This window comes from Pirellulales bacterium, assembly GCA_036490175.1.
Classification (GTDB): Bacteria; Planctomycetota; Planctomycetia; order Pirellulales; family JACPPG01; genus JACPPG01.
This window is the reverse complement of record DASXEJ010000243.1, coordinates 1-22600: the sequence shown is the minus strand read 5'-3', so window position 1 is coordinate 22600 and position 22600 is coordinate 1. Positions and strand designations below refer to the sequence as shown.

Here is a 22600-nt window from a genome sequence, read left to right as displayed (position 1 = left end):
GGACGGCCGACCAGGTGATCGAAGCACTGCTACGTGCTGCCTCCCGCGGAGTGGTCTGCCGCGTGTTGGTCGATGCCGTTGGCAGCAATGAGTTTCTCAGAGGAGCGCTGCCCGAACGCCTGCTCGCTGGCGGAGTGCAATTGCACGCGGCATTGCCCGCGAGCCTGCTGCGGATGCTCTTCTATCGACTCGATCTGCGCCTGCACCGCAAGATCGCGGTGATCGACGGCGAGATCGCTTACACCGGCAGCATGAATCTGGTCGATCCGCGCTACTTCAAACGTGACGCGGGCGTAGGTCAATGGGTCGACGCCATGGTCCGCCTGCGGGGCCCGGCCGTCGAGGCCTTGGGCGTGACGTTTGTCGAGGATTGGGAACTGGAGACCGGCGAGGGGATCGAACGGCTCAGTGAGACCGGCGATCTGCATGCCGTACCCGAGAAGGGAACCGCGGCAGTGCAGGTGATCCCTTCCGGCCCTGTGGTGCAAAGCCAGGCGATCCAGGCCATCTTGATGTCGACGATCTACAGCGCGCGCGAAGAGCTGATGCTGACCACTCCCTATTTCGTCCCCGACGAGTTGATGCTCACGGCGCTGCTATCGGCTGCCGGCCGGGGCGTGCGCGTGACCATCGTGCTGCCGGCCCGGGTTGATTCCCGGCTGGTGCGTTGGGCCAGCCAGGCGCATAAAGGCGACCTACTGGCAGCCGGCGTGCGAATCATGCTCTTCGAGGGGGGGCTGCTGCACACCAAATCGATCACGGTCGACGGCCGATTCAGCCTGTTTGGCTCGTTGAATCTCGATCCGCGCAGCTTGCAATTGAATTTCGAGATCACCCTGGCCGTGTACGACGCAGCGTTCACCGGCCAACTTCGCGACCTGCAAAACAGTTATATCGCGGCCTCGACCGCCATGGATCTGGCCCGTTGGGAGCGCCGATCGATGCTGACGCGGTTTGGCGACAACGCAGCGAGGTTGCTGAGCCCGTTACTGTAGCGATCGCTACTTGTAGTCGTCGCGGATCGGATAAAAGACATCGAGTGCCTTGACCGGTTTGGCGCCGGCGATCACTTTGTGAACCACGCCTCCCGGGATCCGCCACATTTCGCCTGCCCGCACGGTGCGGATTTCGCCGCCGACGACGAACTCGGCTTCCCCTTCGAGCATCAGCCCCATCTGCTCGTGCGGATGGCTGTGGGCCTCGACCACCGCGTGCGGCGCGAACTCGACCAGCGATAGCATCAGATGATCACCGTGGGTCGTATAGATATCGACGCCAGGGAAAATCTTGTGATGCGAACATTGCGACTTATCGACAAAATACGGAATCATGGCGATCCTTCTTTCGGCGCCGCGGCGGGCGACCCTGGCTGCTGGCTCTTTTGTTTTTGCTCCAGCAAAAAGCCGAGCAGGTTGTAGTAGTCTTGCTCTGGGATCAGATCAGCGACGTTGGCCGGCATGGGGGATAGCGGACTCACGGTTCTTTCTTCCACCTCGGCAGTGGGCAGACGAATCTCTTTGCCTTGCGCGTCGGCCAGCACCAGGATTTCACCTTCTTCGCGGAGCAACAAACCACTGACGACGTTGCCCCCCGAGGTGACAATCAGCGTCGTACGAAAGGCCTGATCGACATTGCGGCTCGGGTCGAGCGTATCTTCCAACAGTCGGTCGACCCCGCGCAAACCCACGCCGTCGAGGCCGGGACCGATCTTGGCCCCCTGGTCCCCCAATTGATGGCAGGCGGCGCAAACCTTGAGAAAAACTTGCCGCCCAGTTGCGGGCGCGGAGTGAGCTTTGGCAAAGCCTGCCCGTCGCGCATCGACTAATTCTTGCAGCCTGGCGTCGGCCGGCGGCAAATCCGCGGTCAGGTGCGCCAACCGGTTGGCCAAATCCGGGATCTTCGCAGCCTTCAGCTTCTGTTCGACCGTGGCGTCTTTCAGCAGTCGTGGCGTGGCGCGGCCCGCGCCGATTTCGCTCAACAAAATCTCACCCCCGTCGGCGCTTCCCGCCAGGCCGCGTGCGATCTCGATGGCCAACTGCACGGGCGCGGCGCGCAATTGGTCCGTCAGTACGGCGCGAGATTCTGGCAGGTTCGCAGCTGCCAGCGTGGCGGCCGCTTTCTGACGTAACGGCATGGCTTCGGCCGCCTCGGCCACGATCTTGGCCAGTACAGGTACGGTGCGATGCACGTCGTTGGCCGTGCAGGCATCGATGGCCGCAGGGCGGACATCGGCAAACCGCGACTCGCGTCCGGCCAGTGCCGCCAGTGCATCAAAGGCCGTCGCAACCCGCAGCTCTCGCGCCAACTCGATTCCGCGTTGTACGGCCGGTTGTTGGGCATCGGTCAAAAGCAGAGTTGTCACACGGTCGGCCCAATCGCTGGTGGCTGGCGGGATCGGCAGGCCGCGCTCTTGTGCCGCCCGGGCAATCGCCAGCAGTACGGACTGCTGCCGCGCGTATGAACCAGCCGCCACGGCTTGCGCGCGGCGCATTACATCAACCATTTGGTCGTCGGCAGCATATCGTGCTGCGTCGTGCAGACATTCAGCTAGGCGTCCCTCGTCGACGGCGTGCGTCTCTACGTAGGCCAACAAATAGGCGGCCGATTCCGCGGTGCGCACTCCCAGACTGACATCCGCCACCCGCGCCGCACGATCCGCGTTTCCTGTCAGCGTCCCGCCGATCTGGCCATAGGTGCCCGGTTTCACTAGTTGATCGCGGAGCGCCATCCTGGCGGTATGAATCAGGTGTGTGTCATCAGAAGGCGCTGCGGCCCAGGCAGCCAGCAGGGGCTCAATATTTTCCGTCCGCGGGTGCCGGCCCAGCGCGTCAGCCGCGGCCCTGCGTACGAACGGATCAGCATCGCGCAGCTTCTCACGCACAAGCGTAAACAAATCGGGAGCAGCCTGACTCCAATCGCCCCTTTCGGCCAGCATTTTCACCAGATGCACGCGCACCAGCCGTGCGGGGTCTGCTGCCAGACGCGTGACTAATTCAACCGGCAGGCCACCGGGCAATGCCCGCTCGACAAGCCACAGGGCATTGGCCTTGCGAATTGCGGTTGCTTCACCGGTGTCGGTCGAGGTCAGCACGGCGCGCAATATCTCGACGACTCCGGGCGCGTCCAATTGTGACGAGAGCTGCTCGCTCGCCAACACGCGCACCGTGAGATTTGGATCATCCAGCAGGTCCACAAGTTGCTTGCCACTCTGCCGCGTCAGATCGGCCATGGGCCGCAGTGGCGCCGCGGGCGCGGCGCCACTGCCGGTGTAAACCACGCGCCAAATGCGGCCCAGGCTGCGGTCGCGGCGTGGATGTGTCAGAGGTACTTCATAATGGCCAATGATGCAGTTGTAAAAATCGGCCACATACAGCGCCCCATCCGGCCCCAGCTTGATATCAACGGGCCGAAACCAGCCGTCGTCGCAACTGATGAAATCTGGCTGTTCGATGGCCTTGTAAGTCGAGCCGTGCGGTTCGAGAGTATCCCGGTTCACTCGGCCTGTGACCGGATTGCCGATGAATACCGTCTCGCGATATTCGGCCGGAAAATGGTCGGCCGTGTAATACACCACTCCGGCGATGCCCGTCGAGCCGTGCAAGTGATCAATCATTTCAGGCCCGTAGCCAAGTCCATCGTGCGGCTTGCCGAAGCTGGGGTAACGGGCCCCGCGTAGCAGCATATACAGCGGCTTGGTGTGGCAGTCGGACGAATACAGATTGCCCAATGGGTCGAACGCCAATCCGAACGGGTTGACCTGGCCGTGCGTGTACTGCTCGACGTGCGAGCCGTCAGCACGAAAGCGGTAGGTGTTGCCCGAATTCATTTTGACCGGCTGCCGATCGGCACCGCGGATTTCGGAGTCGTTCGAGAAACCGTGGCAGGCGTAAACCCAGCCGTCGACCCAGCGCGTGAAGGAACTGGCCATGCCGTGTGTGTCTCGGAAGCCGAATTCACTGTACATGACCTTGCCGGGACCATAGTGATCGTTGTGGTCCGGATCGACCGCACGGTAAATCTCGGGGATCGAGTAATATATCAGCCCATCCTCGCGCGGCAGCAAGCCGATGGGGATGTTGAGCCCGTCGACGAGAGTGACCACCCGCGCCGGCCGGCCATCCGGGCCGATATCATCGAACCGCTTGATTACGTCACGTCGCGGTGCACCCTCTTTGGCCGGAAACGGATATTCCTCCGATTGCGTGGCGTACAGTCGGCCATGCACGTCGAAGTTCAGGTTCATTGGCTTGCGGATATCAGGCTCGGCCGCCACCAATTGGATCGAGAAACCCGGCGGCAGATGAAACTTCTTCTGCTGTTCCTGCGGCGAAATTGCTTCGGTCGGTGCCACCAATTGCGGCGAGTCCGACAGTCCGTCGGCCGCCGTTGTATGGACTGCCGCACTTACCAGGCTCCAGATCCCAATCGTAATGACACAGAGAGAGCGAGACATAAGAAGTTTCAACCAAGGTGGGATTCAGCGGCAAGCGGGCCCCGCGCAGGGCGCCAGAAGGTGGCTGACAATCGGGGCCGGAGGGGTGGCGCGAAGCGACCGCTCGCCAACCTCCCACCCCTAGTGTAAAATCGCGCCCCACACGGAGCAAGCTGCGCGCGTCGGAGACAAACGGACGATTTAACCCTTTGCACCTGGGAAAGACCGTCCCATTCCGTTGGACCAAGCCATGGCAGACAATGTGTCCAAGCGTCCGCTCACGGCGATTTCGGTCATGTTGACGGTAATCGGCACGGCACTCCTGGGAATGATCTTGGGGGGACTGTTTGGTTTGACCGCCGGATTCGTTGGGCCGGACCTTTTCCGTCGCCTAGTCCTCTGGCACGAAATCGAGCCTATCGGAGCGGCGGTGGTTCTGGGTGCCTTCGGTGGCGTTCTCTGTGGCGGTTGCCTGGGCGGATTCGCAATCGTGGCGCAACTCATTGCCGGATTTCTTCCGCACCGTTCAAGCGACAAGCCGCAGTAGCCCACGCGGCGCGATCAGTGGCGAATTGATCGACGGAGAGCGATGGGGTCGCCGGTAGCGATTTCGCATCGTTCGCGGTATTCTTGTCGCCGTACCGGTCCCAAAATCGCAGAGGCCCCCGATGTCAGACATCGCTCGCTTTCGACCCGATCAGATCCACCCGAGCGTATACCTGGCCGAAGGAGTGCGAATTGCTGGCGACGTGACGATTGGCGAAGAATCGAGCGTCTGGTTCAACGCCGTGCTGCGGGGTGACTGCGCAGCCATTCGCATCGGGCGTGGATCGAATATTCAGGACAACGCGGTGATTCACGCCGATCCGGGCGTGCCTTGCACCATTGGCAATGACGTGACCGTGGGGCACACGGCGATCGTGCATGGAGCCGAGATTGGCGACAATGTTCTGATCGGTATGCATTCGGTGGTCATGAACCGCGCAAAAATAGGTGCCAACTCCATTATCGGTGTCGGCGCGGTCGTAACCGAAGGAAGCGAAGTTCCACCGAATTCGTTGGTGATGGGTCTGCCCGGCAAAGTGAAGCGTGAACTGACCGAGGCAGAAATCCAGGGAAACCACATGGCGGCGCTGCACTACGTGCATAATGCCAAGGACTACATGGGCGCCCGCCGCGGCTAACGGCTACGCCAGCACGTCGATCGTCATGGTCCGCCGCGCATAACAGGCCACTCAGCAGGCGCTACCTGCGCGACTTGGTTCGCGTCTCGCGCAAGAATCTGTAACAGGGCACGAAGGAAGGTCCACGGGGTCCGACCACTACGTCAGCAGAATAGGAAGCAAGCGTTTAGTGTCGGCGCGTCGAGCATGCGCTCGCCACCGCACAGCCTGTAGAGCAACTTCCGCAGCCGGAGCCCTGTGCGTCTTCCGTACCGCAGCCGGGCCCACAGCCTGTGGTGACTGTTTCGGCAAATGCACGGAACTGCACCTTGGCCTCGTAGATCTCGGCGAGCTCATCGGTCATTCGCTCGACTTCCGGATCGACGGCCCCAATAAAGTAGAAGATTAACGTGTGGCCGTCGAAGAGGTGCTCGACATCCATCAGACAGGCCGACAGTCCCATCTCCTGTAAACGGCTGGTACAGGCCTCGTAAGCGGCATGGCAATTCTTCGCCAGTCGCGATTCCAGCAGTCGATCTTCGATCGACATGGCGCGGAGGATCGTGCCGTCGTTTTCAGCGGACGTGCCTACGTCGTCGGGCTGAGCCAGCACCTCGCCAATTTCCAGCCCGCGCGCCGTACGGACGATCACCCGGCCGCTGCGCGGATATAGTGCCGCGTCGGCTGCGGCGAATCGGCCGACTGCGCCCATCGCCCCCACACGTACTAAATGCAATCGACCCATCGACAGGCTGCCTTTCCTTGATTGAAAAGCGTGGCCACCCTGGAGGGCTCACCACCTTCCCTAATATCTATTGTGGGTCACTTCGGGCCGCGTGCCAAGCCGATGCGTTTTACCAGCTATCGGCAAGGCCCGCCCCTTGAGGCCAGAATGGCTTGTGAAATCCGGTTTCTCGGCGATACTTACATCGCTCTTTACGGAAGTTGCGCGTTCTACGGCGACGCTACATCGTAAGCGGGCAATGACAGGCGGAATTGCCCCGGGCTGAACGCCGCCAGAAGATTTTATTCCCAAGCTACTTTTGCCGAGAGAACTTCCGTCGCCACGGTTTTCAGGAGTCTTTGATGCTTGATCTCGCCCCACAGCCTGCCACTGCTAACTTAAGCCGATGGCATCAACTGGCCGACCGCGTTTTGCAGGGGCATTCGATCACAGAGGACGAGGCGCTATCCATCGTGCATTGCGACGACGACGACTTGCTCGACTGTGTCGCGGCCGGGTATCGCCTGCGCAAGCGCTGGTTCGGCAAGACCGTACAGCTTTATTTCCTGATGAATGCCAAAAGCGGTCTCTGCCCCGAAGATTGCTCGTATTGCTCGCAGTCGAAGGTTTCTGATGCGGAGATACCGCGATACAACATTTTGCGCCGCGACAAACTGCTCGACGGCGCGGCGATGGCGGCCGAGCGCGGTGCCAAAACCTATTGCATTGTCATTTCGGCGCGTAGTCCCAACGAGCGCGAGATGGCGGCCGTCACCCAGATTGTGCCAGAAATCAAACAGAAGTATGGCCTACAGATATGCGCATGCCTGGGGCTGCTTACACCCGAGCAAGCGCAACAGCTGAAAGACTGTGGTGTCGACAAGGTAAATCACAACCTGAACACTAGCGAGGAGTTCTACGGCGAGATCTGCACGACGCACAGCTATGCCGATCGCGTGGCGACGCTGCAGGCCGTTCGTGCCACCGGCATGGAATTGTGCTCGGGCGGAATCATCGGCATGGGCGAGCAGGATGTCGACGTCGTGCGCATGGCCCTCGAACTGCGCGCGTTAGGGGTCGAATCGATCCCCGTCAATTTTCTCAATCCAATTGATGGCACCCCGTTAGCCAACCGGCGGCAGCTTACTCCCCGGTACTGCCTGAAAGTCTTGGCCATGTTCCGCTTTGTTAACCCCGCTCGCGAGTTGCGCATCGCCGGCGGGCGCGAAATGCACCTGGGAAGCCTGCAGCCGCTTGGACTGTATCTAGCCAATAGCATCTTCGTGGGCGACTATCTAACCACCAAGGGGCAAGCCCCCGAGGCCGATTACCGCATGATCACCGAGATGGGCTTCGAGATCACCAAGGGCGAGGAAGCTGCGCATCGCGCCTGTTGAAGCAGCGGCGGCTATAATCGCGTCCCTCCTTTCTGCCCGCCAATCGAATTGCAACCCGGCTTTCCTGGCGTAGACTGGACTTCTTCATGCCGGCAAGCGTCGGCGCGGGTGTTTCCTAGCCAGCAGACGGGGGGCGAGTCGTGGCCATTACCGTAGATTGCGATTGCGGCAAGACCTACCGTCTCAAAGACGAGATGGCTGGCCGACGCGTGGAGTGTCCCGCCTGCCGCAAAGTGTTGCGCGTCGAGGCGCTAGTCCCCACGGCGCAGGCGGACCCGGTCTTTGACCGCGATCGTTTTCTTTTGCGTCAAAAACACCTGGCCATTTCCCAGAAGTATTACGTGTGGGACGATCACGGCGCGGTGCTGCTATTCGTCGAGCGGCCGACGCATCTGCTGAGAACTCTGGGGGTGCTATTCGGACCGATCGGGGTGGTTCTTGCTTCGGTTATGGGCGTGGTGTTTTTGGCAGTGCTACTCGCGAATGTCTCGGAAGTGGCGGCCACGATTGCGGTCGTTCTGGGCAGACTTGCGGGCATTGTCGCCACCATCGCTACTGCGGTTGCTCTCTCTCCACGTCGCCACGTTCATTTTTATCGCGACGATTCTCGCAGCGAACAGGTGCTGCAAGTTTTGCAGGATCAGAAGTTCGTCTTGCTGACAGCGACGTATACCGTGCTCGACGCGCAAGGTGAGATTCTGGCGAGGCTGCGCAAGAATTATTTGCACAATATCTTTCGAAAGCGGTGGTACTGCCTGGCGCCGGACGACAAGATCATCTGCCTGGCCTTGGAGGATTCGATCATTCTGGCCCTGCTGCGGCGTGTATTGCGGGATCTGTTGTTCGGCCTATTGCGCGTGAATTTTGTAATTGTTGCCGCTGACGGAGAGCATATCCTGGGCGAGTTCAATCGTAAGTTCACATTGCTTGATCGTTACGTACTCGACCTCAGCCGTGACCCGGAACGCACGCTCGACCGACGAGTGGCGCTCGCTTTAGGGGTAATGCTCGACACGGGAGAACGTCGCTAGCAGTGCGCCGGCGTAGATGATGACCATGAGCGACACTAATCAGGACCCATATCGCCGCCAATCTCCCGAAGCCGATCGTCACTTCGATGAGCCGGTTGTAAAACTCACCGATGACATGCTGGAAGAGCCGACTACGCATCGGCGCATCGACTTCGAGCGCGGCATGTCCTATTTGCCGCGATTAACGCTATTACTTATCGCAGCAAACGTGATCGTCTTTGGCTGGCAGCTTGCTTCCGGCGCGCTGGCCAGTCGACAGGCCATGATCGACGCCGGGGCTCTCGAGCAGCAGGCCGTCTTTCGCGGCGAGGGCTGGCGCCTGTTATCCAGCGTCTTCTTACACGGAGGCTTCGATCACCTGCTTGGCAACTGTATCGCGCTATTTATTCTCGGTATGGCATGCGAGCATGCATTCGGCGTGCGACGCACGTTGGGCATCTATCTCGTAAGTGGCCTGGCGGGCTCGCTGTTGAGCGTAGCCATCGAGCCGGGGCCCACAGTCGGCGCCTCGGGCGCGATCTTTGGGATACTAGGTTGCGTGACGGTGTTTCTCTATCGATACCGGCATCAGTTGCACCTCCGCGACGGGCGCGTTGCGGCCGTGCTAGCCGTGTGGGCGCTATATCAGTTCGCCACGGGCTTTCTCCACCCGTATATCGCCAACTTCGCGCATTTGGGCGGATTGATCGGTGGCGCTGCGACAGGATTGATGTGGCGGCCCATTTTGATCGCCTCGGCGGACAGCTTTGCGCCCGATGCGTTCAGTGTCGTGTCGCCGCGGACGATCAATTCTCAGAGAAGCTAGTCCCGCGCCGTGCGACTGATGACCGCTTGGCGCCGGCCTGGGTCTCTACGACCAGGCGGACCCACACGCAGGGAGAACCATCGACCTCGTGTTGCAGCTCGAATTGCCGCGAGATAATCCGGCCTTGTAATTTGCCGGCTTGCAAGCTGTTACTGGCGGATCCCGGCGATGGAATGTTACAGGCGATTGCGTCGCCCACCGCGGGCACAGGTCGGCCACGCCAATCGGTATACAGCATCTGACCGATCGTGTTACCCGCGACATCGCGGAACTCGACGTACACGCCAGATGTCATCGCTTCTTGCAATTCGGTCTTCATGACCTTGGGGCCTCCCGAGAAAAACGGCTGTCTCCCCTCCATGGTCCCCTCTCGCTGGCCGAGCATACTAGAACCGCTGCGCGTCTGTAAAGACAATTCCGGGCTGACGGCGGAGATTTCGCCAGGCCGCGACACGTCGCCGAGGTCGAGGGCATGCACGATTTAGACGATTGCCCAGTGAACGTTCCGCAACCACGTCCTGGCCTCAGGAAGCTGCACTTTCGGCCGCTACCTGCTAGGATGACGGATGGTGGGCTGCCAGCGAGTGACGCGACGATGAGCAAGCCGGAAAGATATCAATCTGTCGTTCCTGGTGCGATGCAGTTTAGCACGCGTGGTTTGCTGGTAGGCATTGGGGTTTGCGCGGTGCTGATCCTGGTGATGCAACAGGTGGGAGCCGTCTGGTCGACGGCGATGATCTGGATTCTGTTGCTCATCGCCGTCCATGTGGCAGCCAATGTCCGTGGTTCACGGCTTGCCAGCGAGCGCAACGCGATCCGCTCTCAGGTTGAAATCACAGACTCATATGCGCCGGATCCGGCGATACGATGTGCCCCCGCTACGCGGCTCCGCGATAACCGGCGGTTTGGCCGTGCGCTTTTCGCCACTACTTCAGTGATGGCTGCCGCGGGCCTGCTGCTGGGGACAGCGGCGCTAATTCTATTGACACCCGTCGACGCGGGCGGCGTAGTCCTTGGGGGCATTTCAGCGGGCGTGCTAGGTGGCTTGCTGGGATTCGTATGCGCCAGCTTCGCCATGGTCGCGACCGGGGCCTTCCAGGAAGCGGCCGACGAGCAACGCTGCTCGCGATCGCAGCCGACAGGAAACGCGCCTTGATGCGCAAGCGACGATGATCCTTCGTCCGTGCAAGCACGTCCTGCTAGTACGCCTCATCAGTACTCTTGCGTGTGGTCGCCGACAGTGCCCCGCAATGAGCAAATGCTTGAACCATGGTGCTGGCATTCCTTCTTTTTGCCTCAAAGGCGAAACCGATTAAACCTGCCAAGTTCTCGCAGCCGATACATCCGACGAACCGCGTCGTGTGTGTGCGCACCCGTAGGAAATCAACATGTCCTCGAAAATACGCTTGCTTGCCATCCTGACTGCACTCAGCTTGAGCGCGCCTGTCGCGAGGGCACAGTATCAAGACAATAACGATGAGGACGAAGGCACATTTCCCAAGCGGCTCGAACAGTTCGGTCGCTCGTTGGTTGGCGGATATCGCAGCAATAATCGTCCTCCCGCCCAACAACGGCAAACGCGTGCCCCGACGCAGCCGCAGCAAACCAACGATCCTTACTACGACACGGCGTTTGGCGATGATGACGTAGCGCCGCGGAGCGCACCTCCTTCGAACGGGCAGCAGGCGATGCGGCGCGGACAGCAAAACAGCCCGCCGCAGAGTTCGTCGCCGCAGCGTAAAGCGAGCGATGCCAGCGTCAGTAACGCGCCGCCGTTGGCAGCTTCCACAGGACGCTCGACGCCGCGCGCCAGCGCCGCCACTGGACGCCCTAGCGACGCTAGTTCGTCGCCGCGCTTGGCCCGCTCGGCAAGCCCTGGTCGCGCCGACTTGGATTCGCCCGCCGCGGAGCCGGTTTCGACCCCTTCCGATGCGTCGGTCGTCCGCGGGGCCAGCGCCAGCATCAGCGTCGAAACCATCGGTCCGCGCAAGATTTCCGTCGGCAAAGAAGCCAAGTACAAACTCGTCTTGAAAAACTCCGGCGCCGTTTCCGCTCGTGACGTGGTCGTGACCGTAGTCTTGCCGGACTTCGCCGAAGTCGTCAATTCTAAGGGCAGCACCGGTGATACGGAGCCCGCAGCCAGTGGAGATGGTTTATGCTGGAAGCTGGGTATGCTTGCGGCACAAGGGCGCGAAGAGCTGACGTTGGACATCGTGCCGCGCAAAAGCCAGCCGTTCGAGCTGGGCGTCCGCTGGACGCAGGCGCCGGTTGCCAGCCAAACAACCGTGGAAGTTCAAGAACCAAAGTTGGCCCTCGTGCTGGATGGCACCAAGGAAGTTGCTTACGGTGAGAAGGCCGTCTACAAGCTACTCCTCTCCAATCCCGGCAACGGTGATGCTGAAAGTGTCGTGATTACGCTCATGCCGCTCAATCCGGGCGACGGGCCGCCGGTCAGTCATCCCATTGGCGTGGTTCGTGCTGGCGAAAGCAAGACCATCGAAGTGGAGTTGGTCGCGCGGCAGGCTGGCCAGGTCACGATACACGCCGAAGCGAAAGCATCGGGCGACGTCACCGCGACGCTTGACCAGGCAGTGGTCGTCCGGCGTGCGGCGCTAGCGATCTCGATGCACGCCCCGAAGAAGCAATATGCCGGCACCCAGGCCACCTACGAAATGCACGTTAAGAACGCGGGCAACGCCCCGGCGCAGAACTTGCGCGTCAAATGCCGCTTGCCGCGTGGGGCCGAGTTCGTCTCGTGCAGTTCGTCGGGACATCGCGACGAGGGCGACGAGTCCATTCATTGGACAATTGGATCCCTCGAGGCCAACGCCGATTTGACGTTATCCGTCGTTTGCTCGCTGCGGACGCCTGGTGTGAATCAAGTTGAAATCAACTGCACCGCCGATCGCGAAGTACAGCAAGCGGCGTCGGCCAAGACGCAGGTCGAGGCCGTGGCCGACCTGGCCATGGAAGTCGTCGACCCTTCAGGGCCTGTTCTCGTCGGCACGGACATGGTGTACGAGATACATATCCGTAACCGTGGCAGCAAAAGTGCCGAGTCGATCGATGTCGTGACCTATTTCTCCAATGGAGTCGAGCCTGTCTCTGTGGAAGGAGGTCCGCACGAGTTGAAGCCGGGTATGGTCGTATTGCGTACGATCCCCGCGCTCGAGATGGGACGCGAAGTCGTCTATAAGATCAAGGCCCGTGCCGACATCGCAGGCAGACACCGCTTTCGCGCAGAGTTGAGCTGCAATCCGCTCGATACCAAGCTGACGGAAGAGGAAACTACACTCTTTTATAGCGAGGCTACCGAGACGTCCGAAACTGCGCAGTAGCCGTGGCATGCCTATGTCTCGGCTTTCGCAGTATTCACTCTCGGCGTACTACTCCACGTTCGGTCGGGCATCGCCGCCTAAGGCTTTCCCCGTCGTCGAATATCCGGCCGTCCGCGCAAGCTGCCTTTCTTGAGCAGTCGGGCCATTCGCCCATCTGGGGCGCAAATCTAGGTTCAGCGGCGCTGACTGTTTCGCTATACTCCGCAGCCCGTAATGGTAATCGATCGACGGTTGTTGATCGATCGTGTTCCGGTCCAGGGCTGAAATGCTGCCGACGACTGTTTACCCATTTGCACTGTCAGAGAAGAAGCCGCCGCTATGGTTGACCGGCCTGCGCCGCGCATGCGCGCGCCGACGCTGTCGACACGCGGACGCTTGTTTCATGGCCCTGGCGCTGCTCGCTGGCCTGGCCGGCTGCGGGACGACGCGTAGCTCCGACTCGGCCCGGACGGCCACCGAGCAGATGCTCATGTCGTCTGCCATCGACAAGGCGGTCAACGGCATCAATCTGCAACCGTTGGCAGGGAAGGAGATCTTTCTCGACATTGATCGGTTGGCTGGGTTTATCGATATGAACTACCTGGTCAGCACATTGCGTCAGGCTTGCATCGCCAACGGTGTGATCCTGAAGCCTGACCGGGCGTCGGCAAAATATATTGTCGAAGCGCGTGCTGGCGTACTCGGCACAAACAGCAGCAGCGTGATGCTCGGCGTGCCGGCCACTACATTGCCAAGCATGGGCGCTGCCGTACCTGGTATGCCATCTTCTATTCCTGAAGTATCTTTCGCAAAAACGACCCGTCAGGCGGGCATCGCCAAGATCGCGCTCTTCGCCTACAACCAGCAAACGGGCAAGCCCATCTGGCAATCGGGCACGTTCCCGGTCGTCAGCGATGCGAAGAACATTTGGTTCTTCGGCGCAGGGCCGTTCCAACGCGGTTCTATTTACAACGAGTCGCGCGGCATAAGCGAAAAGTCGACAGTAGACTTCTATCCTGAAAGCATCGCGGCCAGCGCGCGATCGGCGATTCCGGTCACTGCCGAAGCCGTCTTCGACGAACCGCCCGAGCAGTTGGCCAGCAAACCGGACATCAAGGATGATAAGCCTGCGGCGAACGCGCCGACCTCGCTTGGCCCGCCGCCGCTCGCGGCAACGCCGCCGAAGCCACCCGCCGCGCCTACGCCCGGTCCCGTAACACCACCGCCACCTCCGCCCGGACCCAGTGTTATTTTGGATCAACCAGCGCCCGCGGCAACATCCGGGTTCCTGAACGCTCTGGGAAGTGGCATGACGTTCCTGGATTCGCGGCCGAAGTAGCGACCGCAAAAGCAAAGGCCACGTTTTGCCAATCGGGGCCGCCAGCGTCTGGTCGGATGCCGTTGTCTAGAAAGTGCCTCGCTTATTGCAGGCGCGCCGGCTCGAATGCCAGCGGTTGATCCGACTCGGGATCCTGGATGCGAATCGAAAGCTTCCCACGCAGCAGGTCTTCGAGAACCTGACCCACGACTTGGGCGCGCCAGCCTTGCGCGAGCAGTGGGGGTTCGCCGCGGCCGTTGGCCAGCATATGTGCGACCAATTCCCGCACGTCCGAGGCCGTGCCGACAATGCTTGGCGCTACCTTGGCAGCGCGACAGATGCTACCCAGCGCGGAGGACAGGAATTGTCCGAGTAGTGTCAGCTGCGAGTTGGTGTCGGTGCGCACGACGCGCGGACACGCGTCGTCCGGCAGCGCCAAGGCACGGCCGATCGCCGCCGACAAATCTGGGATAACTCGCGACAAGTCGCCGCGTTCCATTCCACGGATGGCCCGGATCTGTTTGGGGTCGACCGAGCGGCGGCGCGCCAGCTCTACGATCAGGTCATCGCGCAATACCCGGCGGATCGGGCAATTGCGGCGCTCGGCTTCGGACTCGCGCCAGGCAAAAATCTCACGCACGATCGCCAAACCACGCGGCGGCATGCCCGAGCTTCCGGCGACTTTGCGCCAGCGCTCTCGACGTTGCGCATCCTGAATGTCGGCCAGCCAATCGGCCATTTCCGTGGCGAACCAGGGCATGCGGTCGAGCCGGTCCAGCCGTTGGCCGAGTTTCTCTCGCAACCGTCCGAGGTGGTCGACGTCCGCGAGCGCGTATTCGACTTGCCGGTCCGACAGCGGACGGCGTCGCCAATCGGTTCGTGTTTCCCCTTTTTGCGGCGTTTCGCCTAGAATCTTCGAAACCAATGTGCCGTAGCTGGCCGGGTACTCCAGCCCGATCATGCCGGCCGCAATTTGCACGTCGAACAACTGCCGGGGCGGTTGGCCAATGGCCTGCAAACTGAACTCTATTTCCTGCCGCCCGGCATGGACGACAGTCTCGTGGTTACCCGCGGCGAGCGCCGTCCAAAACGGCACGAGGTCGCTTACCTTCAAGGGGTCGATGACCACCAGGCGCCCATCGACCGCCACTTGCACCAGGCAGAGCTGCGGGCGAAACGTGTCCTCGGAAACAAATTCCGTGTCAAAAGCAATTTGTTTCGCCGACGCCAGGTCGCGGCAAAAGTCGCGCAACTGCTGGTCGGTAAGGATCAACTCGTGCTTCACGTCTGCCATTGTGCCAAGAGCCGTTCAGCCCAGAGATTGTGTGCGTCGGAAACCGCGCAGATCAAAGGCCTGCGGCGCTCCGGCCGTTTCGTGTATATGCTGCTAGGCCGGCAAAAACGCACGAGGAAAATGCGCGCCGGACATGAAACGATCTTCATGCGGGGATTATCTTAATGTCCGTCAGCCCGCCAGCCAAGACGCCAGGGAAATTCAGATGCGGCCGACAACGTCTCAGCGGAAGAATACGCACGTGACAAGCACGAACAATGGCAGCAGGATGCAAAAACTGTAAGCCATGTAGCCAAAAAAACTCGGCATCTTGACCCCCGACTTTTCGGCGATCGCCTTGACCATGAAATTCGGACCATTACCGATGTAGGTCATGGCTCCCATGAAAACGGCGCCTAAACTGATCGCTGCCAATACTTCAGCGTTCACCCCGGCGACAGTCTCGCCCGCCCCGGCATGCAGCGATTGGGCCGCCTTGAAGAACACCAGGTACGTTGGCGCGTTATCCAGCACCGCCGACAGCGCCCCCGTGCTCCAAAAGAATTCCCAAGGCAAGTCGATGCCCAACTCGCCCCCTTTGACTTCCAATATCTGTAGGGCCGGCTGCATGCACAGGAAGATTCCGAAGAACAAAGCCGCCACTTCAACGATGGCGCCGTAGTTGAAATTGTTGGCCCGGCGGATCGTCTGCTGACCCAACAGCAGAGAGAGCGCGACGAGCGCCAGTTGCACCATTTCTCGCAGATAGAGCCAAGGATGCCAGCTGGTGCCCAGCAAAGGATTCGAGGGGTCCAACAGTGCCACCGCGACGACCACGCCCGCCAGCAACATCGCATTCGGCCAAATACCGCGAAATTGCAACCGCCGCAAACGCACCTTATCGAGAATGATGTCGGCGCTTTTTTCGTGCGGGTAGCAAAGGAAATGATCCCAAGCGTAGTAAATCACCAGCAGTGCCCCATTGACCAGCAGCCATTGCGGCCACAAGGAAAGTGTCCACAGGAAATCCACACCCTCTAGATAACCAAGGAACAGGGGCGGATCTCCTATGGGCAACAAGCAACCACTGCAATTACAGACTGCGAAGATGAAAAAAATCACCGTGTGCCGCACGTGCCGACGCTCGCTATTGGTCTCCAGCAGTGGACGGATCAAGACCATCGCCGCGCCAGTCGTGCCGATCAGGTTGGCCAAGACAGCTCCGCTGCCGATGAAGATTGAGTTTGTTAGCGGGCGCGCCTGCAGATCACCTTCGATGCGTATGCCGCCGCTTATCGTGTACAAGCTGAACAACAGCACGATAAATGGCACAAACTCGTTGAAGATGGCATTAGAAAAGATGGTCGCCGCCACGCCCCAGGACACACCGCTCGTCGCCGGCGCGATGACTGCGTGGCCCAGAAAATGCCGGTCCACGGGATGGGCGTGGATCAGAGCATAGTAGCCCAATGTTACTGCCCCCAATCCCGCGGCTACGTAGAAACGATGTAAGTTACTCTCCCACCAATGCTCGGTGATGTGCATCAGCGGAAAAACCGCGATCGCCGCCAGCAGCAGGGCAAACGGCAGCATCATGACAAAGCTCGGGGGTATCAGCGGACCAACTGCGCCATGCTCGGTCACGCTGTCGTCTGCGTGAGTTTTGTCATCCAAGTGGTGATTCGCCCCATTGCCCGTGACGTGGTCCGAGACCGCGCGGGTCATTTCCGTTCCACGTTGCGGTAGCCCCCAGAGCGCCGAGACGCCGTAGGCGATCGCCACGGCAGCAAGGACATAAAGGACCGGGCGGCTCGCGGTATCGTTGGCGGCAGAGGGATTTGTCATGGGCTGCAATCATCCGGCGACCACAGTGGCCGGCGAATCAGCAGCCGGTATGGCGGTATCCAGCGAAAAAATGTTCCTGCCGGGCGACCCCGTGGCTGATTCGCGAGGCCGGCACGCCGGAAACGTGCCCTATCCGCTCGATGCGTCGTCGGGCAATTTGTCCCGCATGAAATTCTCACCAATACGATACGATTTGCGGCAAGGATCGCCAGTCCAAATCCGTGCGGTGCCATCGGCGGGGACCGCCACGTGCAATGTGCCATTCGGCCGCGCTGGGCGACTCGCCCTATAATTTGTTACCATCATGTTGAAACGTCCTCATTTTGATCCGCCCCGCCCAACGACGCTCCATGGCCGAAGTCTGGCTGCACAAAAATCGCCGCGCCCTGTCGATGGGGCTCATCGTGCCGGTAGTCGGATTAGTTTGCGGCGCGCTGCTGACCGCCCCTCTCCTTGGCCAGCCAACCTGGCAACGTGGGCTCGGCCTGGCGAGTGTGGCGGTATCGATTCTCGGCTTGCTGCTGTTGTTTTGGCAATTGCGCCAGCCGCGCATTGGCCGCCGCGGAGACGAACTGCTGTTCTATTTACGCACGGGTCGGCCAATCCAGGTGCCCCTGCAGTTGGTCGAAGGCTTTCTATTGGGGCAGGGGCCGAGTTACTTGCGCGCTCACAAGCCGGACGCATCGCAAGTCGCCACGGTCGTCATTAGGCTGGCCGATCGGGCCGTAGATTTTGCACAGCGCGATGTAAAGCCAGCCCTGGGTTCCTGGTGCAATCACTATGTGACAATTCGCGGCACTTGGTGCGAGCCGCTATCGGTTGCGTTGGTGACCAAGCTCAACACGCGCCTGGCGAATGCCCAGGCTGCCATGCAGCAAGATTCGCAACGAAAGCGGGGTCCGCGATGACCACAGGGCTACTGGTCAGCGTGCGCGATCGTAAAGAAGCGAGCGATGCTCTTCAGGCCGGCGCCGATCTGATCGACCTCAAAGAACCTCGGCACGGTCCGCTAGGCGCCGTTGACTCAGCCGTAATGCACGACGCGTTACACATGGTGGAGGGGCGCGTCCCGGTTAGCGTCGCGCTGGGGGAATTGACGGATGTCACAGCAGCGATGATAGCCGACGTTCCGCGCGGCATTTCCCTCGTCAAGTTTGGACTTGCCGGATGTGGACCGCAAGCAGACTGGCACCGACGGTTAGCTGCTGCCCTGGCCGGCCTACAGGATGGTATCGGCGGGGTTGCCGTGGTTTACGCCGACTGGCAAGTGGCCAACGCACCCGCGCCGGTAAGCGTTCTAGAACATGCCGCGAGAACCGGCTGCCGGGCTGTCTTGGTTGACACCTGGCGCAAGGGCGCCGGATCGCTGCTGGATCTGTGGAACTTGGACGAGTGTGCGGCATTTGTCACGCACGTACACGCGGCGGGTTTGCGTGCCGTACTGGCCGGGTCGCTGACGATGCACTCCATCGAACTGCTGCTGCCGTTGGCACCTGACTACGTGGCCGTCCGCGGGGCCGTCTGCCAGGGACCGCGCACTGGACGCTTATCGGCTCAACTCGTCACGCAGCTCAAGCACAGCATGGCCAATGCTAACGGGGCTTCGTCGTTGCGGCTGAGCCGAACCCCGTAATGATGCGCGACAACTCTGCGACTAGCTACTGCCCCATACCGCTGATGCGTCGCTTGAACCGCTTGGTCATTTGGTCGACAAGCGCCTGTTGGTATTCCTTCATGCGTTCGAGCTGCTCGGGCTTAGCATCGCGATACCAGCCGCCGACGCGGGTGAATAGTCCCCGCACTGCCGCGGCGCCGAGCATAGGTTCGCCGTCCGGCTGATTAGCTCGTTCCAGGACGGTGGCCCAATGCATGAGATCGTCGACCTGCCGTTCTAGCAGTTTCCTACGCTCGCGTTCGGACGCCTTGAAATACACATCAACCTGAACTTCAAACGATTCCTTGGCCAGTTCCACGACATTGTTAACGAGTCTTTCGCGTTCGACGCCGCTGAGCGCCCCCAACTCGGATGCCCAATCGACGTTTCCCGACAGTTCGCGCTGCACGCGCTGCCCTAGCTTGAGCTTGGCCGGTCGGGGTTCGTTCGCTACATCCTCTGATGCCAAGGCTTGGATCAACACCGTGGCGTTCGAGGCCAAAGACTCGGGTAGGCCGATCGAAATCGCTCGCACCGCCGCCGCGACCACCACGGCTGATAACAGGATAAAACTGACGGCAGTCAGAATTCCGCGCAGCTGGGACATTTTTCAATCTCTGGCAACAGTTGAGTTGGCTTGGTGTCGTCATCGACTTCTTGCCCGCCGAGAACGGAATCCGCATTGTAAAGCCCGCGGGCGTGGTCGTCGCGTGGTTCGATCGAGCGATGGGGGATGGCCACGAAACATGCGTCTCGGTGCATCGCATCTTCTTAAAGCTCAAATAGTCCACACACAAGCTTGCCGTTTTTCTTGGGCGCGGTCCCTAGAGGCGGCAAAACCGGCCCCCCGTAAACGTGGTTTTCGACCTTATTTCCCTGTGCAAATGGCTGGTTCGCGCCCGAACCATCCTCTGTGGTGAGCTACATTTCCACGATGTTCGTCATTGGTTCGGTTCGCCATTTGAGGGGCCTGCACATGCCATTCGAGTTGCAAGAGTTGCGATCTTTCGGCAATGCCCTGCATCCGTTGCTGGTCGAGGCGCGCGCTAACGACAAGCGGGAAGACCGCTGGGGAATTCGCTATCCGTTTTTCCGCGCTGTGTCTATTGCCACGGATTGCGGACATCAGTATTCGGCATTCAGCCGCGACATCTCTGCCAGCGGCATCGGACTGTTGCACAATGTCGATTTACCGACAGGCGATGTTGATATCCATATCACATCCGGCCGTGGCTACGCCGTGCGAGTACGCACGCGCATCAGTTGGTGCCAATCGTGCGGTGAAGGGTGGTTCATCAGCGGCGGACAGTTCGTCGCCGTTCCCACAGTCGCGACCCCATAAATGTGGCGCCGGCGTCTGGGCACGAAGTGCCCAGAGGTACGTTCGGGTGCCAGAATTGGCTTCCGGCTGTGCGAATCGTCGAGCCGATCCACTCTTGGCGCTGCCACCAACTTGCTCTTTAGCGTTCGGCGGCCTGGCGTCTGCGAGCTAACTCACATTCGACTTGAGCGAGCCAGCGCTTATGCTCGTCGACGCGTTGATCGTCGATCGTCGCCGGATTGGCCGGATGCAAATCCAGATAGACCAGCGCGCGAGCAAGCATGAACGAATCCTCCCAGCGCTGCAATTCAGCACGCTCTTCGTCGGGAGGCCTCGTTGGCAATTGCCGCATCGCCTCACCCTGTGTTGGCGCGTGCCGCCAAGCCAATATGCCAGTCAGCACGCAAACGACGATCATTCGAGTGCGCATTGTTCGCATCCTTTGGCGTCCTTCGTGCTTCTGTTCCGAAAGTACGGCGCGCGAAGCATCCTACTAGTTCGGGAACGTCAGCCACGGCCCCTCCGTGATTACACTCCCCTGAAAACCCAAATAGAATTTACCCATTGGCGGCGAGAACTGCGTATATGCCATGCGGCATATGTGCAATGGCAGCGTTTCCGCCCCGAGCCTTAGGCGCGCCGTCGACCCGCCACGAACGTGTTTCTCACCGGCCGCATTACTCGGTCTGCTGCTTGGCGACCAGCGCGATCAGCAACTGGCGCCCCACGGCGGTCGCCTGGCATTTGCCTCGATTTGCCATTACGACGACCCCAACATGTCGTTCGGGCAACATACCAATGTAGGTGGAAGTTCCCGTCAGGCCGCCGTTCTTGTCGATCACCAGTTCGCCTTGAATGTGTACACGCTGCCAGGCCAGTCCCTGCGTCATGTTGGCCGACGCTTTGAAAAAGGGACGCTGTGAGAATTGCATGGCGGCCATGATCTTGGGCAGATCGGTGCGCTCGCCCATATTCGCGACTAGAAAATTTCCCATGTCGCGGCCCGACGAACTAAGCCGTCCACCGGCCGGCCATCCTCCGACGGGCGTATGTGATACCGGCTGCCCGTGGGGACCATATCCCTGCGCCACGAAGGGCGTAGCATCGCGCGGCTCAAAGAATGTGCGGTGCATTCCGAGCGGCGTCAAGAATTGCTCACGCCAGATGTCGATCATGGGCTTCTTCTCGAGATCGGCGATGGCAAAGCCTAATAAGCCCACGCCGATATTCGAGTACAGGCTTTTGGTACCTGGCGGATACGGCGACTGCCATCCGGCAAGCCATTGGATCAGCAGCTGCTTGTTCCAATCGTGATCCGGGCGCTGCACGGTGGGCGTTCGTGGCAGGCTGGACGTATGTGTCGCCAGTTGCAGCAGTGTGACCCGTCGGATGTCGCCACCGTGATCGCGTAACAATGGAACGTAATCTGTGACAACATCGTCCAGTTGCATACGGCCAGCCTGAACTTCCATCGCCAGCGAAGTCGTCGTGAATACTTTCGTGATCGATGCCAGTTCAAAAACAGTGTCCGCGGTGACTGGCGTGCGATGCTCGCGGTCTGCCAATCCGAATGGAAAGAACTGGGTTAGACCATCGTGGCGGACTACCACAATCACGCCTGGCGCCTGGAATTTCGCCTTCCATGGCGCTACTACGGCCTCAACGGTTTGTGATACGGAAATATCGCGTCTGGTCGCATCGGCAGGCGCCGCAGGGCCCGGTCGCGGAGGGGACGGTTGCCCGCCGTGCGGTATCGCTTGGCCCCGCGCCAATGGCCCTGCCGTCAAGCTAACAGTCGTGATAAGTATGGCAACGGCGAGTCGCGATTTGCAGGTCATTGATTTCCCGCCTGCGGAGTAAATAACGTCGTCAGTCTAGCGAATGGGCTGCAGGCGCGACGAGTGCAGTTCGTGCGTCGGTCGACTTGTACCCGCCCAGGCGACACTCAATGCTATTTGGTCCGAAGCTGGGCACAGTTGGCACGGGTTCGGTGGCCGAGTAGATTTGACGCATGCCATTGCGACTTATTCGTCTGGCGGATGCAACGATGTCGCGCGTCATGCGTTGCTATTGTGTGCAGGTCTTACGTATCGCAACTATTTATCAGGTATTGCCGAGGATCGTTCCATGAGACCTTCGCTTTTGAGCCTTATTATCGCCGCGATGCTGTGTAGTCGATTATTGTCCGCCGAGCCGGTGGAAATGGTGCCAACGCATGTTGACGTTTCGTACGGACCGCATGAACGGAACGTGCTCGATTTCTTTGCCGCACCAGGAAACGGACCTCGACCGGTACTCGTTTATATCCACGGAGGGGGCT

General features: G+C 60.3%; 23 protein-coding genes. 14 read left to right on the top strand and 9 right to left on the bottom strand.

The annotated features are described in order from the left end of the window. Nucleotides 1–995, top strand: a 995-nt coding sequence (gene cls / locus VGG64_18175; protein HEY1601534.1) for a cardiolipin synthase, incomplete at its 5' end; no start/stop codon positions are given. Nucleotides 996–1001: 6 nt separating this feature from the next. Here the strand turns inward: cls and VGG64_18170 are convergent. Together VGG64_18170 and VGG64_18165 are read right to left on the bottom strand one after the other, a co-directional pair. Then, entirely contained in the window at nt 1002–1331 is a 330-nt protein-coding gene (locus VGG64_18170) for a cupin domain-containing protein (protein ID HEY1601533.1), read from the bottom strand. Further along, a complete protein-coding gene (locus VGG64_18165) occupies nt 1328–4453 on the bottom strand; it encodes a HEAT repeat domain-containing protein (GenBank protein HEY1601532.1) in 3126 nt (1041 codons plus the stop codon). The genes VGG64_18170 and VGG64_18165 overlap by 4 nt, the downstream gene beginning before the upstream one ends. A gap of 229 nt (nt 4454–4682) precedes the next feature. Between VGG64_18165 and VGG64_18160 the strand changes: the two genes are divergently transcribed. Beyond that, nucleotides 4683–4979 carry a hypothetical protein gene (locus VGG64_18160; protein HEY1601531.1) on the top strand — a complete coding sequence of 99 codons (297 nt, stop codon included), beginning with the start codon at nt 4683–4685 and terminating at the stop codon, nt 4977–4979. Between the two features lie 121 nt (nt 4980–5100). After that, nucleotides 5101–5616 carry a gamma carbonic anhydrase family protein gene (locus tag VGG64_18155; GenBank protein HEY1601530.1) on the top strand — a complete coding sequence of 172 codons (516 nt, stop codon included), beginning with the start codon at nt 5101–5103 and terminating at the stop codon, nt 5614–5616. Between the two features lie 166 nt (nt 5617–5782). Here the strand turns inward: VGG64_18155 and VGG64_18150 are convergent, their stop codons facing one another. Beyond that, complete coding sequence (locus tag VGG64_18150; protein HEY1601529.1) at nt 5783–6340, bottom strand: PSP1 C-terminal domain-containing protein; 558 nt, start codon at nt 6338–6340, stop codon at nt 5783–5785. Nucleotides 6341–6681: 341 nt separating this feature from the next. On the opposite strand from VGG64_18150, the gene bioB reads away from it, so the two are divergent. The 3 genes from bioB to VGG64_18135 all read left to right on the top strand — a co-directional run bounded on the left by bioB (nt 6682) and on the right by VGG64_18135 (nt 9552). After that, nucleotides 6682–7716: a biotin synthase BioB gene (gene bioB, locus VGG64_18145; GenBank protein HEY1601528.1), complete on the top strand. Its 1035-nt coding sequence runs from the start codon at nt 6682–6684 to the stop codon at nt 7714–7716. 140 nt (nt 7717–7856) lie between these two features. After that, nucleotides 7857–8747, top strand: coding sequence for a hypothetical protein (locus VGG64_18140; GenBank protein ID HEY1601527.1), 891 nt, complete (start codon nt 7857–7859; stop codon nt 8745–8747). A 25-nt stretch (nt 8748–8772) separates the two neighbouring features. After that, the gene (locus VGG64_18135; GenBank protein ID HEY1601526.1) at nt 8773–9552 is read left to right on the top strand and encodes a rhomboid family intramembrane serine protease; all 780 of its coding nucleotides are present in this window, start codon (nt 8773–8775) and stop codon (nt 9550–9552) included. Here the strand turns inward: VGG64_18135 and VGG64_18130 are convergent. Continuing rightward, complete coding sequence (locus tag VGG64_18130; GenBank protein HEY1601525.1) at nt 9533–9871, bottom strand: hypothetical protein; 339 nt, start codon at nt 9869–9871, stop codon at nt 9533–9535. The genes VGG64_18135 and VGG64_18130 overlap by 20 nt on opposite strands. A gap of 276 nt (nt 9872–10147) precedes the next feature. On the opposite strand from VGG64_18130, the gene VGG64_18125 reads away from it, so the two are divergent. From VGG64_18125 to VGG64_18115, 3 genes are all read left to right on the top strand, one after another. Beyond that, nucleotides 10148–10708, top strand: a complete 561-nt coding sequence (locus VGG64_18125) for a hypothetical protein (protein HEY1601524.1) — start codon at nt 10148–10150, stop codon at nt 10706–10708. 232 nt (nt 10709–10940) lie between these two features. Next, nucleotides 10941–12890, top strand: coding sequence for a hypothetical protein (locus tag VGG64_18120; GenBank protein ID HEY1601523.1), 1950 nt, complete (start codon nt 10941–10943; stop codon nt 12888–12890). A gap of 382 nt (nt 12891–13272) precedes the next feature. Then, nucleotides 13273–14208 (top strand): DUF6655 family protein, encoded by a 936-nt coding sequence (locus VGG64_18115; protein ID HEY1601522.1) that lies wholly within the window; start codon nt 13273–13275, stop codon nt 14206–14208. Between the two features lie 82 nt (nt 14209–14290). Here the strand turns inward: VGG64_18115 and VGG64_18110 are convergent, their stop codons facing one another. Together VGG64_18110 and VGG64_18105 are read right to left on the bottom strand one after the other, a co-directional pair. Beyond that, a complete protein-coding gene (locus tag VGG64_18110; protein ID HEY1601521.1) occupies nt 14291–15481 on the bottom strand; it encodes an HRDC domain-containing protein in 1191 nt (396 codons plus the stop codon). A gap of 222 nt (nt 15482–15703) precedes the next feature. Continuing rightward, the gene (locus VGG64_18105) at nt 15704–17305 is read right to left on the bottom strand and encodes a sodium:proton antiporter (protein ID HEY1601520.1); all 1602 of its coding nucleotides are present in this window, start codon (nt 17303–17305) and stop codon (nt 15704–15706) included. 350 nt (nt 17306–17655) lie between these two features. Here VGG64_18105 and VGG64_18100 point away from each other — a divergent pair, with 350 nt between their 5' ends. Both VGG64_18100 and VGG64_18095 read left to right on the top strand, forming a co-directional pair. After that, nucleotides 17656–18213, top strand: coding sequence for a hypothetical protein (locus VGG64_18100; GenBank protein ID HEY1601519.1), 558 nt, complete (start codon nt 17656–17658; stop codon nt 18211–18213). Further along, a complete protein-coding gene (locus tag VGG64_18095) occupies nt 18210–18938 on the top strand; it encodes a (5-formylfuran-3-yl)methyl phosphate synthase (protein ID HEY1601518.1) in 729 nt (242 codons plus the stop codon). The genes VGG64_18100 and VGG64_18095 overlap by 4 nt, the downstream gene beginning before the upstream one ends. Before the next feature lie 25 nt (nt 18939–18963). On the opposite strand, the gene VGG64_18090 is transcribed toward VGG64_18095, so the two are convergent. Further along, complete coding sequence (locus VGG64_18090) at nt 18964–19566, bottom strand: hypothetical protein (GenBank protein HEY1601517.1); 603 nt, start codon at nt 19564–19566, stop codon at nt 18964–18966. Between the two features lie 20 nt (nt 19567–19586). On the opposite strand from VGG64_18090, the gene VGG64_18085 reads away from it, so the two are divergent. Together VGG64_18085 and VGG64_18080 are read left to right on the top strand one after the other, a co-directional pair. After that, nucleotides 19587–19745, top strand: a complete 159-nt coding sequence (locus VGG64_18085) for a hypothetical protein (protein HEY1601516.1) — start codon at nt 19587–19589, stop codon at nt 19743–19745. Between the two features lie 190 nt (nt 19746–19935). After that, the gene (locus tag VGG64_18080; GenBank protein HEY1601515.1) at nt 19936–20301 is read left to right on the top strand and encodes a PilZ domain-containing protein; all 366 of its coding nucleotides are present in this window, start codon (nt 19936–19938) and stop codon (nt 20299–20301) included. A gap of 118 nt (nt 20302–20419) precedes the next feature. On the opposite strand, the gene VGG64_18075 is transcribed toward VGG64_18080, so the two are convergent. Both VGG64_18075 and VGG64_18070 read right to left on the bottom strand, forming a co-directional pair. Beyond that, a complete protein-coding gene (locus VGG64_18075; GenBank protein HEY1601514.1) occupies nt 20420–20710 on the bottom strand; it encodes a hypothetical protein in 291 nt (96 codons plus the stop codon). 247 nt (nt 20711–20957) lie between these two features. Further along, nucleotides 20958–22118 carry a serine hydrolase gene (locus VGG64_18070; GenBank protein HEY1601513.1) on the bottom strand — a complete coding sequence of 387 codons (1161 nt, stop codon included), beginning with the start codon at nt 22116–22118 and terminating at the stop codon, nt 20958–20960. 289 nt (nt 22119–22407) lie between these two features. On the opposite strand from VGG64_18070, the gene VGG64_18065 reads away from it, so the two are divergent. Beyond that, nucleotides 22408–22600 (top strand): hypothetical protein (locus VGG64_18065; protein HEY1601512.1); only part of this gene is annotated, 193 nt, incomplete at its 3' end.